Source organism: Gramella sp. AN32 (assembly GCF_023718305.1).
GTDB classification, from domain to species: domain Bacteria; phylum Bacteroidota; class Bacteroidia; order Flavobacteriales; family Flavobacteriaceae; genus Christiangramia; species Christiangramia antarctica.
This window is the reverse complement of the sequence record NZ_QEYO01000008.1, coordinates 25799-41119: the sequence shown is the minus strand read 5'-3', so window position 1 is coordinate 41119 and position 15321 is coordinate 25799. Positions and strand designations below refer to the sequence as shown.

Genomic DNA, 15321 nt, shown 5'->3' with positions numbered 1-15321 from the left:
CGTTGGCAGAATAATTTAAAAGTTCTAAGAGACCAGGATTTCCAAGGTTTTATGTAATTTCGAGTTTTTTAAGCTTATGGGTTGGTTGGCCACTTTATTAGAAAGTATTGGAATTATTTGATACTTCTTACCCATCCCTTATCTCAAATCCATTGCAGAAATATTTAAAGGCACGGTCTTTGGACGATATTATAAGAACAAAGTTCACAACTTTCCATAAAATCGAAAGTTTTTTATTAACTGAAAGTAGGTAGTAGTGTACGTTTTATAAGGATTTCCTTCTGACCGAGTAACGTTTTACTAAATTTTTTCTAATTTATCTTATTTGCAACATCCCAAATTTTCTAGATCTCTAGATAAAAACTTTTCCAACGAAGTAAAAAAAAGAGTACGTAGGTACTTTAAAGACAATGGTATTTCTACTCATGCTAATATAAGTATGAAGTTGAAAACTGCCCTGATGCTTTCGCTCTTTCTCATTCCTCTCACCACCCTTTCTTTGGGAATTATCAATTCTACAGGAATGCTTTTTACTTTATACATTTTAAGTGGGTTTGGTATGGCGGGTATAGGTATGGGAGTCATGCATGACGCTATTCATGGATCTTATTCTAAGAGTTCTAAACTAAATAAAATTCTGGGGTATACGATGAACTTAATTGGTGCGAACGCGACTGTTTGGAAACTTCAACATAATGTCCTTCATCATACGTATACAAATATCCAAGAATCTGATGACGATATTAATATGCCTTTTTTCCTCCGTTTTTCACCTCATGCAAAAAAATATAAAATCCATAAATTTCAGTTTATCTATGTTTGGTTTTTTTATTCTATCTCAACGATCGCCTGGATCACTATGAAGGATTTTGTGAGGCTTTTCAGATATAGGAATATGGGGATGATTCCCAGTAAGGCAGAATTTCGGGATAGCCTAATAAAACTTATTTTTTGGAAAATACTCTATTATACTTATGCCCTTATTTTACCCGCTGTATTCTTACCCTTTTCTTTTGGTTTAGTTTTATTAGCTTTTTTAAGTATGCATATTGTTACAGGTTTAGTGATTAGCTGTGTGTTCCAAGTTGCCCATATTATGCCTGGAATAGAATATCCCACATCAAATGAAGAAGGAGAAATTGAAAACAACTGGTTAGTTCACCAGCTATTAACGACTTCTAATTTCTCACCTAAAAGCAAATTATTTTCTTGGTTAATAGGGGGCCTAAACTATCAAATTGAACATCATTTATTTCCAAATATCTGTCATGTACACTATCGCCATATTTCACCCATTGTAAAAGACATAGCCTTACAATATGGAATCGCCTACAATGAAAAATCTACCTTTGTAGAAGCTCTTGGTGACCATTTAAAAATGCTCAAAACCCTTGGAAAATAAGTAGGATTATTTTTTCTTTTGTAATTATTTTCAGAAAATATCGAGTTTCCCCTCCGTCTATCATACTAATACTATGAAAAATTGGAGGGATTCTTTTTTAAGTTCTAAATTGACCTAAAATAGAAAATAGTATTTTAGCTATTATACCTCATCAACATTTTCAGCCGGGAATTGAAAATGATTCAATAGATTTAAAAAATTCTATTTATCTGATTTTCCGAAGTTTATAGGGATATTTGTGTTTAAGACCATTTTTTTATAAATCAGATTTTAGTGAAATGATCAAAGTTTTAAAATCATACAATGTAGATGAAAATCCATAAAATTTTTATCTAAACTAATTAGGCTGCAGCATATGGAGAACGACCTCCCCATTAAAAATAACAAAGAACTAACAGACCAGCTTTTAATGGCTAATAATGAGCTTAAGCATCAAGGCCAACTATTAGAAAATGAGATTAGCCTACACAAGGATACGCTGGAAAACCTACAAGAAACTACAGATAAACTTAAAATTACACAACGGGAGAAAAAGTCTCTTTTTGATTCGGAAAAGCGATTTCGGTTTTTACTCGAATCTACCACCACTATTACATATACCTGTGAAGCAGAAGTACCTTATGGGGCAATCTTCATCAGTGAAAATGTGAATAAACTTACAGGTTATACCCCTAAAGATTATATCCAGGACCCTAATTTTTGGGCAAGTAACATTCATCCAGACGATAAAGAGAGGGTTATAAGTGGACTTTCCAAGCTTTTTACAGAAGGTCACCACAAGCATGAATATCGTTGGAAATATAAGAATGGGGAATATCACTGGATGAGCGATGAGTTACATCTTATATATAATGAGCAAGGAAAACCTATTGAAATGGTAGGTAACTGGATTGATATTTCAGAGGTAAAAGAAGGTGAAGCAAAGATTTCTGAAGTCAACAGAAAACTGTCGCTTGCCGTTCGAGCGGGAGGGGTTGGCATTTGGCAATATGACCTTGTTACTAATGAAATGAAATGGGACGATCAAATGTATAATATTTATGGTCTTACGCCCGGAACATTTGATAACGTATACGAATTGTGGCAGCAGGGACTTCATCCTGAAGACAGGGCGCGTTGCAATGATGATGTGAATGTGGCTATGCTTGGTAACAAGAATATCAACACCGAATTTAGGATTATCTGGCCAGATAAGTCTGTTCATCATATCCGGAGACTTGCAATCATAGAGCGTGATAAAGTTGGTAAGCCCATAACGATGATAGGAACCAATTGGGATATTACGAAAATCAAACAAAAAGAAGACAGTCTCCAACTTAATATTAAAGAAGTCTCTGATTATAAACACGCTTTGGACGAATCGGCCATAGTGGCTATTACCGACCAAAAGGGCATTATTAAATCTGTTAATGATAACTTCTGCAAAATTTCAAAATACAGCCGTGAGGAATTGATTGGGCAGGATCACAGAATTATTAATTCAGGATTTCATACCAAAGAATTTATAAGGGATTTATGGACCACCATTGCCGGGGGAAATGTGTGGAAAGGGGAATTAAAAAATAAAGCAAAAGACTGTTCCATTTATTGGGTAGATACCACCATTGTTCCTTTCCTAAATGAACAGAGCAAGCCTTATCAGTATTTAGTGATTAGAGAAGATATTACGAAAAAAAAACAATTAGAAGATCAAATCAAACAATTTAATATTGAATTAGAACAAAAAATTGAAGTAAGGACCCAGGAATTGACCGAAAGCGAAGACAGGTTTCGAAATCTTTTTGCGAATGCCCCTGAAAGTAGCCTTGTACTTGATTTGATAACTTTCAAATTTGAAAAAGTCAATAAAAATGCCATAAAATTGTTTAAATATTCCGCAAAAGAGTTTATTGAAAAAGGACCTGTAGACATTAGTCCGAAGTTTCAGCCGGATGGCAGTCTTTCAGAAGAAAAAGCGAAGAGGTATATTGAAAAAGCTATGCAGGGCGAAAGAGTAAGTTTTGAATGGATGCATTGTGATGCCAACAAAAAGAATATTTCGTGTGAAGTGCACCTTGCCTCCATGCCCGAATCTAAAACCCCAACAATCTATGCCAGCATTGTTGATATTACTGAACGAAAGGAAATACGTGAGAAGATAAAAGAACAATATAAAAAACTTGCTTTTCAAAACGAGGAAAAACAAAAACGAGCCGAGGAGTTAATTATTGCAAATAAAGAACTTGCTTTTCAAAATGGGGAAAAACAAAAACGCGCGGAAGAGTTGATAATTGCCAATAAAGAACTTGCCTTTCAAAACCACGAGACTGAAATACGCGCGGAAGAGTTGAACATTACCAATAAAGAGCTCCAAAAAACAAACCACGAATTGGACCGTTTTGTTTACAGCGCATCGCACGATTTAAGGTCCCCATTAAAATCATTGCTCGGCCTATCAGATTTGATAAAAGAAGATATGGATCAGGATAATATTATTCAATTGGAACAGATGGACATGATGAAAAAAAGTATTTTAAAACTGGATAATTTTATTGAAGATATATTACTGTATTCAAGCAATGCGCGTACCGAGGTAGAACTTGAAGAAATGAATTTTAAAGAAATATTTCAAGGGATTCTTAAAAAGCATGAGTACTTAGATGGAGCTAAGGAAATAAAACTAGAAGGAGACATATCACAGGACAGGAAGTTTATTTCAGATAAAAAAAGGATCATTGTGGTTTTGAACAACCTCCTCGTCAATGCTCTTAAATATAAAGACCCTTCAAAAGTAAATCAAGTTGTAACTGTTACAATTAAGTATAATAAAGACAAGGCCACTATATGTGTTAAAGATAACGGTATTGGCATTGGCCCAAAGGATAAGGAAAAAATATTTGAAATGTTTTACAGGGCCACCAAGGTTTCTAAAGGTTCTGGACTTGGATTGTATATTGTAAAGGAAACCCTTGATAAGCTTAAAGGCACTATTAAGGTAGAATCGGAACTGGGCGAAGGGACAAGATTTATTGTAAGCATTCCCAATCAACTGCCCGTACTTAATTAAAAATCCATTTATGAAACACGTCCTATTAATTGATGATAATGAAATTGACAGTTACATTGCCAAACATATCATCACCAAAAGTAAAATGGCGCAAAAAATTAATGTTCAAAATTCTGCCATAGATGCACTGGAATTTTTAGGAACATTAAAAAACAATCCTGAAGAATTTCCTGATAATATTTTTCTTGACATCCAGATGCCTGAAATGAATGGGTTTGGATTTCTTGAAGAATTCAAGAAATTTTCGGAATCAATTCAAAATCAATGTAGGGTGATCATGCTAACTTCCTCCAATGATCCAAAAGATATTGACCGCTCATTTCAATATCCTTTCGTAAAGAAATTCCTTACTAAGCCTTTAGTATTAAGAATGTTGGAGGATCTTAAAAAAACAGTTTTCTAATATGGCCGAATCATCTATTTACTGACTTTGAGTTATCCGCACGTAAAAAATTTCTTCCTATTGGTGCAGGGGGGCTAGTATTGACTAAATTTAGCCCAAATAAACTCCTGATTATTTTCCAGATATTGAGCTAATATGAATCCAGATCCATCCTCTTCAGTAGCCAAACGTACCATCGGTTTTTTTGGGGCCTTAGGCATTGGCGTTGGTGCCATGGTAGGCGGCGGAATCCTGGCCCTGGCCGGGGTGGCCTTTTCGGTGAGCGGACCTTCCGCCATCCTGGCCTTTGCATTAAACGGATTGATTGCCTTTATAACTGCTCTAAGTTTTGCCGAAATGGCTTCGGCAAATCCGCAGTCGGGCGGCACTTATACTTATGCCAAAAAGGCGCTATCCCTTCAGGTAGCTTTTGGGGTAGGTTGGATTGTTTGGTTTGCTTCTCTGGTAGCGGCCGTTTTGTATGCACTTGGCTTTGGGGCCTTTGCAGTGTTTGCCCTGCAGCAAATTCCGCTGGGAGAATTCAGCGAAATCCTGGAGTTTGGAATGCTTCCGGTTTTGCTGGCCCTGGCTGCCATAGCCTTTTTCACTTTCAGCCTTACCAGAAATTCCGGTGATGGCGGTGCCGTTATCAACATTGGAAAACTTGCCGTATTCGCTATTCTCATTGCCGGCGGACTCGCTGTTTTTGTACAAACGCCATTCAGCCAAATTACCCAGAGCTTAGATCCTTTTTTCTCCGGGGGCTTCAGTGGGGTGGTAGCGGCAATGGGTTATACTTTTATCGCCCTACAGGGTTTTGATTTAATTGGTTCGGCCGCAGGGGAAATCAAAAATCCGGAAAAGACAATCCCGAAAGCAATGGTAGGGACACTTGCCGTGGGACTGGCGGTTTATATTCCGTTGCTATTTATAATGTCCACCGTGGGAGTGCTGCCGGGGGATTCAATAACAGAAATGAGCCGGGAAAATCCCGAGACCGTTTTGGCTGTCGCGGCACAAAACTACCTGGGAGCCTTTGGGTTCTGGCTGGTTTTGGTAGCGGGTATATTTTCAATGTTATCAGCTTTACAGGCCAACCTCTTTGCCGCTTCGCGCATCTCCCTGAGCATGGCGAAAGACCGTACCTTAAACCATTACCTTTCAAATATCAATGAAAAATTTGGTACTCCCGTAACCTCCATATTGGTCACCTGTGGAATCGTGGCATTTCTAGTATTGATCCTGCCAGATCTAGCGGCAGCCGGTGCGGCTTCCAGTTTGATCTTTTTGATCACCTTCGCACTGGCACATCTCATCATGATCTTAATGCGAAATAGGGGATATAAAGAGAGTGAAACATATAGAGCGCCTTTTTTTCCTGCCCTTCCCATCGTGGGAATTATAACCTGTTTAGGCCTGGCAATTTTTCAGGCTATTGTGGTGCCTGCTGCCGGCTTTATTGCCCTGTTATGGCTTTTGATAGGTGCCGTCCTCTTTGTATCTTTTTTTGTAAAAAAAGCCCGGGCTATTGAAGCGTCTGAACATGCCCTGAATCCGGATCTGGTCCGGTTAAGGGGGTTAAGTCCACTCGTGCTGCTCCCCATTTCTAATCCGGCAAATGCGGAATCCATGGTTTTCCTGGCAAATGCACTGGCACCTCCGGTAATTGGCAGAATCCTGCTTCATTCCATCGTTATCCCAAGCACCAAAAAGGATGACCTTGAGAAACGATTGTTGTCAAGCCGTGATGTTACACAATATGCCCTTAAAGCCTCCTTTGAAGCAGGCTTGAGACCGGAAACCCTCACCACTATTGCAGACCATCCATGGGAAGAGATCGAACGGGTTGTCCAAATACACAACTGCCAGAGTTTGCTGTTAGGGTTGAGCGATCTGAATGATTTACAAACCAATCAAAATCTTGAAAAACTGGTAAAACATGTTAAAGCAGATGTGGTTGTTTTCCGGCAGCCTTACAGCGGCTGGAATATAAATGAAGCCAGAAAAATCCTAATTCCGGTAGCAGGTTTTGAAAGTCATGATCCGCTTCGGGCACGGGTTGCTGCCAGCCTGTGGCGCGCCTCACAACCGGAAATCACATTTATCCAAATTCTGCCTCACAATACCCCCCGGGAAACACTTCAAAAGAATAAACTGAAACTTTCACGTTTTGCGGGTCGTATAATCCCTGGAAAGACTGAGGTGCATATTATTTCAAATGATGATGTAGTATCTGAAATAATTAAACAGGCGTCTGGGCATGATTTGGTCATAATGGGATTGGGCAAAGCCGGTAAACATCAGAAAGCATTTGGGAACCTGGCACTAAGCCTCGCTGAAAAAACAGAAACGGCTTTGATATTTATAAGTAAAAATTAATGGATCTGGCACAAATCCCGCCGCTGTTCCCGATTTCTTCATTACTTACACCCAATAAATTTCTCGCCCTTTGAAACTGTTGTTCAAAAAAAACCAGTCCTAATAGACTGGTCTTGGTTGGGGTGTCAGAACGCATACTTAATGCTAAATGCCTTGTTAATAGTGATGTTTAATTTTTTGTTTTCGAAAGGTCACCGAATCAGACTCATATTATAAATATTCGTTGAACTCAGCCTTTATTTATTCACACTAAATTTAATATAAATCTTTTTTTCTCTTTTTTAAATTGTGTCAAGTCAGCTTTTTGCTGAATGATTAAGAAAATAAAAAGTAATTGGTATCTATTTAGTATGCATTCGCTGTAATGCCTGCCATCACAATTGGGGTATAATTGCAGATGTTTTTCCTGATCTTAGTGTAGGTGGCTTTACACATATACATTATATAATGAAAATCAAAGAGAGTATTAGAATGAAAGTTTATAATTTATTCAATTTTTGAATTAATCATTCTTATGTAAATCATCATTTACTCAAGGTTTTCTTTTTTACCACAATTCAACTAAATAAAATTTATCCAAAGATGAAATTACATTCATCGACAGAGAAGGATCATTCATCTACACTTAACCATTGTTTCAACTATAAAGACGATAGTTTTTATTATTAAATATAGATTTTTATAACTTATCTTATTAAAATGAAAAAGAAATTAAATATTCTTCTTATTGAAGACGATTTTATAGAGGTTATGAAAATGAATAGAACAATTACCAGCCTCTATTTACCCCATAATATTATTGAGGCAACCAATGGGCAAGAAGCAATGGAAGTTTTACAGCAAACCAGTCAACTACCCGATATTATTTTGCTGGATTTACATATGCCTAAAATAAATGGAACAGAGTTTCTAGAAATGTTAAAATCCAAACCTGAGTTAAGACACATTCCTGTAATCATTCTAACAACCTCCGAAAATCACAAAGATTTGATGGAGTGTTATAAAATTGGGATATCCGGCTACATAGTTAAGCCCTTAAAATATGAGGATTATGTAGAAAAAATTAGAGTGGTCTTCGATTATTGGAGAATAAATGAATTGATAAATATTTAAATAATGAAAGGAATTGTTTTTACAGAATTTTTAGAAATGGTAGAAACTTCATTTGGTTTAGAAACCGTAGATTTTATAATTACCAAATCAAAATTAAAGTCCCAGGGAGCATATACCGCTGTGGGAGTGTATGATTTTTTTGAAATGCAACAATTAATTATACATCTAAGTGAAAAAACAAATATTTCTAAAGAAGATTTGATTTACACCTATGGTTGTTATTTTTTTAATACGCTTGTAAGAATCCATCCAGATATATTTAAACATTACTCTTCGCCATTTGCAATGCTTGCTTCCGTAGAAGATCATATTCACGTTCAAGTTAAAAAACTCTATCCAGGTGCTGACCTTCCGACTTTTGAAGTTATAGAATTCAAGGATGATTACCTGGAAATGATTTATCATTCAAATAATGCCATGTATATGTTTGCCAAGGCCTTGATGGATAAAACATTTGAATATTATGATCAGGATTCAAATATTACCTACATAAAATTAAAGAAAGATGGCACTAAAGTGAAATTTTTAATTTCATAACCTCATGGACTTAACCGAAAGAAATGAAATTTTAGAAAGGGCTCTTAAACGGGAAAAGGCTGCTCGTAAAGAAGCAGAAAAAATCCTTGAAGCAAAATCAAGTGAACTTTATAGTATTTCTAATGCCTTAACCCAATCTAACAATCAACTAAAAGAATTACTTAATGAAAAATCCTCTGAACTTGAAGGGGTTTTTGTAAATATTATAGATGCCTATATAGTAATGGATCTTACCGGAAATGTTATAAAAATGAATGATGCAGCTATTAATTTAATAGGCTACAATATGACACTGGAAGCCATAAACCTGTTTGAATTATTAAAGAAAGGTTATAAAGATTATACTGTACGTGCATTTAAAGAATTGCTTGAATTAGGATCTTATTCCAATTATCAGGCAGTTATTATCACCAAAGATCTAAAAGAAAAAATTGTTCAAATAAATGCATGTTTAATATATAATAGTGAGGGCAAACCAATAGCAGCACAAGGTATAGCAAGAGATATCACAGAAGAAACAGCCAATAAAGAGATGGTGATAGCTCAGCAAAAGCAGTTAAAATTAATTATGGATAATTCTTCAATCGGAATTTCCCTTTCTACTCAGCATCAACTTGGATTGCTTATTGCCAACAATGCACTCTGTAACATACTGGAATATTCTCAGGAAGAATTTAATAATTTAAGGCTCCAGGACCTTACGCACCCCGAAGACAGAACTGAATCTAAAAAATTCCTAAAAAAATTATATGCCGGTGAAATAGATACATTTAGCCTTGAGAAAAGATATATAACAAAAACAAATAACATCATTTGGGCTAAAACAATTGTGACAGCAATTAGGGATGAAAAGGGAAACATAGAATATCAAGTAGCTACTATACAAGATATCACAAAAGAAAAAGTTGCAAAAGAAAAACTAAAGGAGTCTGAAAATAGACTTTCAACTTTAATAAGTAATTTACAAATAGGTGTTTTACTGGAAAACGAGAATCGAAAAATAACACTTACCAATAAACAATTCTGTAAAATGTTTTCCATTAATGTATCTCCTAATGATCTCATAGGAAGTGATTGTTCAAATGCTGCGGAAGACTCAAAACACTTCTTTAAAAATCCAAAAGCATTTGTAAAGAGAATAAAAGAATTACTGGAGAAAAAGGAGATCGTTATTGGCGACGAACTTGAACTGGTAAATGGGAAAATTTATGAACGTAATTATATTCCTATATACAATAATGGTGATTATAAAGGGCATTTATGGAGCTATGAAGATGTAACCATCCAGAAAAATTATAAAGAAAGTCTTAAGGCTCAAAAGGAGAAATACAGCAATATTATTGCTAATATGAAGCTGGGCTTAATGGAAATTGACACTGAAGGCTCAATTCGATTTGTAAATCAAAACTTTTGTGAAATTAGTGGTTTTTCTGAAGAAGAACTGCTAAATCAAAAGGCTAAAAGCTTAATGCTATTACCTGAAGATCAAGAAAGAGCTCAAGATATTATTAATAAACGTAATAAGGGAATTTCTGATTCGTACGAAATTACAGTTCGAACTAAAACCAATGAAATTAGACATTGGCTATTAAGTGGGGCACCGAATTATGATGTTCACGGGAAGGTAATTGGTTCTATAGGGATTCATCTTGATATTACCGATCAGAAAAAACTAGAATTGCAAAAAGAAGAGTTGTTAAAAAGTTTAGAACAACAAAATGATCAATTAAATGAGTATGCTCACATAGTTTCTCATGATTTAAAATCTCCTTTAAGAAATATTTCTGCTCTTTTAACTTGGACAAAAGAAGACTTCAAAGAAAAATTAGGAAAGGAAAGCATGGAAAATCTTGATTTAATGCAAGACCGAATAGAAAAAATGGATTACCTGATAGAAAACATTTTAAAGTATTCCAGCATTTCCAATAATATAGAACTCTCACACGATGTCGACTTAAATAATATTATAGATCATATTATAGACTCTATACACATTCCAAAGCATATTGAAATTAAAATCATTTCAAAACTTCCAACCATTAAAGGAGATTCTACCAGGTTGCAACAACTATTTCAAAATATACTAAGCAATGCGGTAAATTATATTGATAAAGAAAAAGGGCTCATCGAGATAGATCATTTAGAAAATGAATCTCATTATGTTTTTTCGATAAAAGACAACGGAATTGGAATTGCCGAAGAGGATCATAAAAAGATCTTTACCATATTTAAATCACTCGGGAATCATGATAAATCAACAGGTATAGGATTAAGTATAGTTAAAAAGATTATCGATTTACATAAAGGTGATATTTGGTTGGAAAGCACTTTAGGAAATGGAACCACATTCTACTTCAGTTTAAAAAAATAGAAAATGAAAATAGTTCAAGCCCAAAAATTTAATAATAAGGAATGGGAATACCTGACCCCCAATTTAAGACTACAAAATCCTTTAGTATTCATTTTTGCGGATAGAATGTTATTGGAAAATGAATCATTCTATAATGATGTTAAAAACAACTTTCCATATGAGCATCTTATATTTGGATCTACCTCTGGTGAAATTATTGGAAACTGTGTTAATGAAGATTCAGCTGTAATAACAGCCATAGAATTTGAAAAAAGTAAATTTGAGATAAAACGTGCCAACATACTTGATTTCAATAAGGATTCTAATAAGCTTGGAGAAGCTTTATTGAAATCACTCTCAAAGAATGAGCTCAAGCATGTTTTTGTTATCTCTGAAGGCAGTTACATAAACGGAAGTAAGTTAATTGAAGGCCTACAGAAGCATCTGGACTCAAGTGTCATTTTAGCTGGAGGGATGTGTGGGGACAATGACAGGTTTGAAAAAACTTTGGTTTCATATAAAGATAAACCCAGGGAAGGGGAAGTTATTATTATTGGTTTATACGGTGAGAAGCTCGAAGTAACCTGTGCAAGTTCCGGCGGATGGATTCCATTTGGACCGGAACGAACAATTACCAAAGCTGAAGGAAATATATTATATGAGATAGATAAGTTGCCTGCATTGGATTTATATTCAAAATACTTAGGTGATAAAGCTAAAGAACTCCCAAAAGCTTCCCTTTTTTACCCACTAAATATTACTGCCGAGGGGAAGACTGAACCTGTTGTTAGAACAATTTTAAATATTGATAATACCAACAATTCTATGATTTTGGCTGGGGATGTTCCCTTAAACTCCAAAGTCCAACTAATGATGGCTTCTGTAGATGGGCTTGTACAAGGAGCAGCAGAAGCGGCCACCATTGCAATGAAAAACAGGAAACAGAAACCACAGCTCGCTCTTTTGGTTAGTTGTATTGGACGGAAATTGGTGATGGATCAAAGAGTTGAGGAAGAAATAGAAGAAATAAATCATATAATTGGCGAAAAAGTAAATATAGCCGGTTTTTACTCTTATGGTGAAATGGCTCCTCTCCAAGATCAATATGTAAGTGAATTACACAATCAAACAATGACTCTAACTTTAATTAGCGAAATGTGAACTTATTACTTCAAAGACAGATACGAAAATATTTACCTGAAGAATTTCATGCAAATGAAAACTTAAAAGTTTTTCTAGAGGCTGTAGAGAAATCATATTATAATAATGATGAACATTTAAAAATGATTCAAAGAGCTATGAAACTTAGCTCAGATGAACTTTTTGAAGCTAATAAAAAATTAAATTTAGAAGCGAATAACCAGCAAAGGATAATAGATACTATTAAAAATTGCATAAACACACTAAATTTAAAAACTCCAACAAATGGAGAAAACAGAATGGAGATTGAAGACTTGACGGGTTTTATTGAAGAGCAGTCTGAGGAGATTCATAAAATTCAATTTCAACGAGAAGAATTGCTAAAAAACTTAGAGAAAAAAAATCAAGCATTATCAGACTATGCCCACATGGTCTCTCATGATCTAAAATCTCCCTTAAGAAGTATAGATTCCCTGGCGAATTGGATTTTGCAAGACAATAAAGAAAAGCTTACTAAAGAAGGTATACACCACTTTAAACTCCTATTACTAAATGTAGAAAAAATGGATGCCTTAATTGATGGAATCTTAAATTACTCTACAATAGACCAAGCCGTAATAGACAGCTATCCTGTAAATTTAAATGTCTTAACCAAAGACATCATTCAAATACTCTATATTCCAAAAAATATAAAATTCACTATTAACAAAGTTTTACCTACTATTAAAGGAGACAAATTTAGGCTTCAGCAATTATTCCAAAATTTAATTCAAAATGCGATAAAAAGTATTGATAAACCTTTTGGCGAAATAGAAATCGATGTAGTAGAAGATGATGTATTTTGGAAATTTTCCATAAAAGATAATGGAATAGGAATCCCTGAGGAGTATCATACAAAGATCTTTCGAATTTTTGAAAAAATAGAAAATGATCAAGCAGCAACTGGAATAGGCCTCTCCATAGTGAAAAAAATCATAGATTTTTATAATGGAAAGCTATGGTTAGAGAGTAAGCCCAATTCAGGAAGTACCTTTTACTTTATGTTACCCAAAAATAGTCGAGATGATAGAAGAGCATCCTAACCTCATACAAGTAAACGAAATTTGCGGAAGCAATATAGATTTTAAAACAAAGCTTATATATATTCTTAAGAGTGAACTTATTTCAGAAATAGATACCTACCAAAAAAATCTTTCTTTGAACAATTATATCGAATGTGCAGAAAATGTTCATAAACTGAAGCATAAAATTAGTATTTTAGGCCTTGAGAAGTCCTATGAAATTGCAGTATTTTTTGAGGAAGACTTAAGAAAATCTAACTTAAAACGGAAAGTTGAATTTGATGAGATACTAAATTCCATGCTTGCTTTTACTGCGGATCTTTAACACATAATTTATATGAATTGTATTATTATTGATGACGAAGAAATGGCAAGAACTATTATTGAAGGGATGATCTCGAATACTCCCCAGGTAATGTTAGTAGGTTGTTTCTCAAATGCAATAGAAGCTATAAAATTCTTAAACCAAAATGCGGTCGATCTTATTTTTTTAGATATCCATATGCCCGGATTTACCGGGTTTGATTTTATACAAACTATAAAAAATCCACCAAAAATAGTCCTTACTACTTCAGATAAAGATTTTGCCATAACCGCATTTGAATATGACTGTATAGTAGATTATTTGGTAAAGCCATTATCTATAGATCGGTTCAATAAATCAGTTCAAAAAGCATTCTCTTCTAATAATACCGTAATACCAAGTGAGGCCGAATCCTTAGATGAGGAAACCCATAAAATCCTTTATGTTAATATAGATAGGAGACTTATTAAAATTGATCTTCCTTCTATCAATATTATTGAAGCTAAAGGTGATTATATATTGATTAAAACGGAAAAAAAGAATTATACCGTACATTCTACTTTAAAAAAAATTGAGGACAAGCTACCTGGGAATATGTTTTTAAAAGTTCACAGATCTTATGTAATTAATTTTCAAAAAATTATTGACATTGAAGATAATAGTGTGCTCATTGAAAAAGATGTTATTCCAATAAGCAGATCGAATAGAGGCGAATTAATGAAAAAACTTAATTTATTATAATTTCCTTTTTGTATTCATCGCAAACCATGTTGGCATCCACCAACACTAAAAGCCTGGTACCAGACATTAAAAATCTACCATTTTATCTATTTTGTATTTACTACATGGGATAATATCGGTTCTATGAAATTATTATAAATAACGTATCAAAATTTCATTTCAATCTTACTTCATTAGTTGAATAGTTGTGGGTTTTATTTTACCAAGGCAAGGTTTCTGCCTTAGTATCTTCATTTTAAATAGCAGGCTTTTATTTGCAGATGTATTAGTGCAGGATATAAAATTTTCATGTCAAATAATCATTTATTGCTATTCATCTACACCAAGATTCCATCTATCGAAAAAACTCCCTTTTTCTTGAATTGAATACCAACTTTGCATCTATAATTTTAAAACTGTTTACGATGTCTGTACTAAACTCTACTGGAAAAATATTAGAAATAAAGGGAAAACTTTATTGTGGAAATGTAACTGAAACACAACAACAAATTGAATATGCTTTAGAAATATTCAATAATGTAATCATTAACTTAAATTCTGTAAGCTCCATGGATATATCAGGCATATTTATGCTGTACCTTCTTATTGTAAAAGCTAAAGAAAAAAAGAAAGAAATTTTATTTCATGGTCTAGATAACCAAGTTATTAAAACCGCAATGTCTATCGCAGGAGTTAAAAGAATATTTGTAGAAGCTGCTTAGTAATAGGTCGTACTAAAGGCTAGTTGGCAATAGCTATCATATCGCTAAAAAGGGTTCATGAATTTTACTTCATGAACCCTTTTTTCATAATGACATAATATATTAATGTATATCTGTTTTTGTCAGAATATTTATCTCTTCACCCTGAATTTATTTGACTCCGTC

At 34.3% G+C, this 15321-nt stretch carries 12 protein-coding genes; all 12 read left to right on the top strand.

The features are described from left to right. Positions 1-439 precede the first annotated feature (439 nt). The 12 genes from DHD80_RS10570 to DHD80_RS10515 all read left to right on the top strand — a co-directional run bounded on the left by DHD80_RS10570 (position 440) and on the right by DHD80_RS10515 (position 15156). The gene (locus tag DHD80_RS10570) at positions 440-1402 is read left to right on the top strand and encodes an acyl-CoA desaturase (RefSeq protein ID WP_251741140.1); all 963 of its coding nucleotides are present in this window, start codon (positions 440-442) and stop codon (positions 1400-1402) included. Positions 1403-1757: 355 nt separating this feature from the next. Next, positions 1758-4448, top strand: coding sequence for a PAS domain-containing protein (locus tag DHD80_RS10565; RefSeq protein ID WP_251741139.1), 2691 nt, complete (start codon positions 1758-1760; stop codon positions 4446-4448). Between the two features lie 10 nt (positions 4449-4458). Beyond that, positions 4459-4851 (top strand): response regulator, encoded by a 393-nt coding sequence (locus DHD80_RS10560; RefSeq protein WP_251741138.1) that lies wholly within the window; start codon positions 4459-4461, stop codon positions 4849-4851. Between the two features lie 135 nt (positions 4852-4986). Then, positions 4987-7209 carry an amino acid permease gene (locus tag DHD80_RS10555; protein WP_251741137.1) on the top strand — a complete coding sequence of 741 codons (2223 nt, stop codon included), beginning with the start codon at positions 4987-4989 and terminating at the stop codon, positions 7207-7209. 699 nt (positions 7210-7908) lie between these two features. Next, positions 7909-8322 carry a response regulator gene (locus tag DHD80_RS10550; RefSeq protein WP_251741136.1) on the top strand — a complete coding sequence of 138 codons (414 nt, stop codon included), beginning with the start codon at positions 7909-7911 and terminating at the stop codon, positions 8320-8322. Between the two features lie 3 nt (positions 8323-8325). After that, entirely contained in the window at positions 8326-8859 is a 534-nt protein-coding gene (locus tag DHD80_RS10545) for a heme NO-binding domain-containing protein (protein WP_251741135.1), read from the top strand. 4 nt (positions 8860-8863) lie between these two features. Continuing rightward, positions 8864-11230 (top strand): PAS domain S-box protein, encoded by a 2367-nt coding sequence (locus tag DHD80_RS10540; RefSeq protein ID WP_251741134.1) that lies wholly within the window; start codon positions 8864-8866, stop codon positions 11228-11230. A gap of 3 nt (positions 11231-11233) precedes the next feature. Continuing rightward, positions 11234-12370 carry an FIST N-terminal domain-containing protein gene (locus DHD80_RS10535; protein ID WP_251741133.1) on the top strand — a complete coding sequence of 379 codons (1137 nt, stop codon included), beginning with the start codon at positions 11234-11236 and terminating at the stop codon, positions 12368-12370. Next, the gene (locus tag DHD80_RS20010; RefSeq protein WP_251741132.1) at positions 12367-13431 is read left to right on the top strand and encodes an ATP-binding protein; all 1065 of its coding nucleotides are present in this window, start codon (positions 12367-12369) and stop codon (positions 13429-13431) included. The genes DHD80_RS10535 and DHD80_RS20010 overlap by 4 nt, the downstream gene beginning before the upstream one ends. Then, positions 13412-13735 carry an Hpt domain-containing protein gene (locus DHD80_RS10525; RefSeq protein WP_251741131.1) on the top strand — a complete coding sequence of 108 codons (324 nt, stop codon included), beginning with the start codon at positions 13412-13414 and terminating at the stop codon, positions 13733-13735. Before DHD80_RS20010 ends, DHD80_RS10525 begins: the two co-directional genes overlap by 20 nt. 12 nt (positions 13736-13747) lie before the next feature. Then, positions 13748-14455: a LytTR family DNA-binding domain-containing protein gene (locus tag DHD80_RS10520; RefSeq protein WP_251741130.1), complete on the top strand. Its 708-nt coding sequence runs from the start codon at positions 13748-13750 to the stop codon at positions 14453-14455. A gap of 404 nt (positions 14456-14859) precedes the next feature. Next, complete coding sequence (locus DHD80_RS10515) at positions 14860-15156, top strand: STAS domain-containing protein (protein ID WP_251741129.1); 297 nt, start codon at positions 14860-14862, stop codon at positions 15154-15156. Positions 15157-15321: the final 165 nt, after the last annotated feature.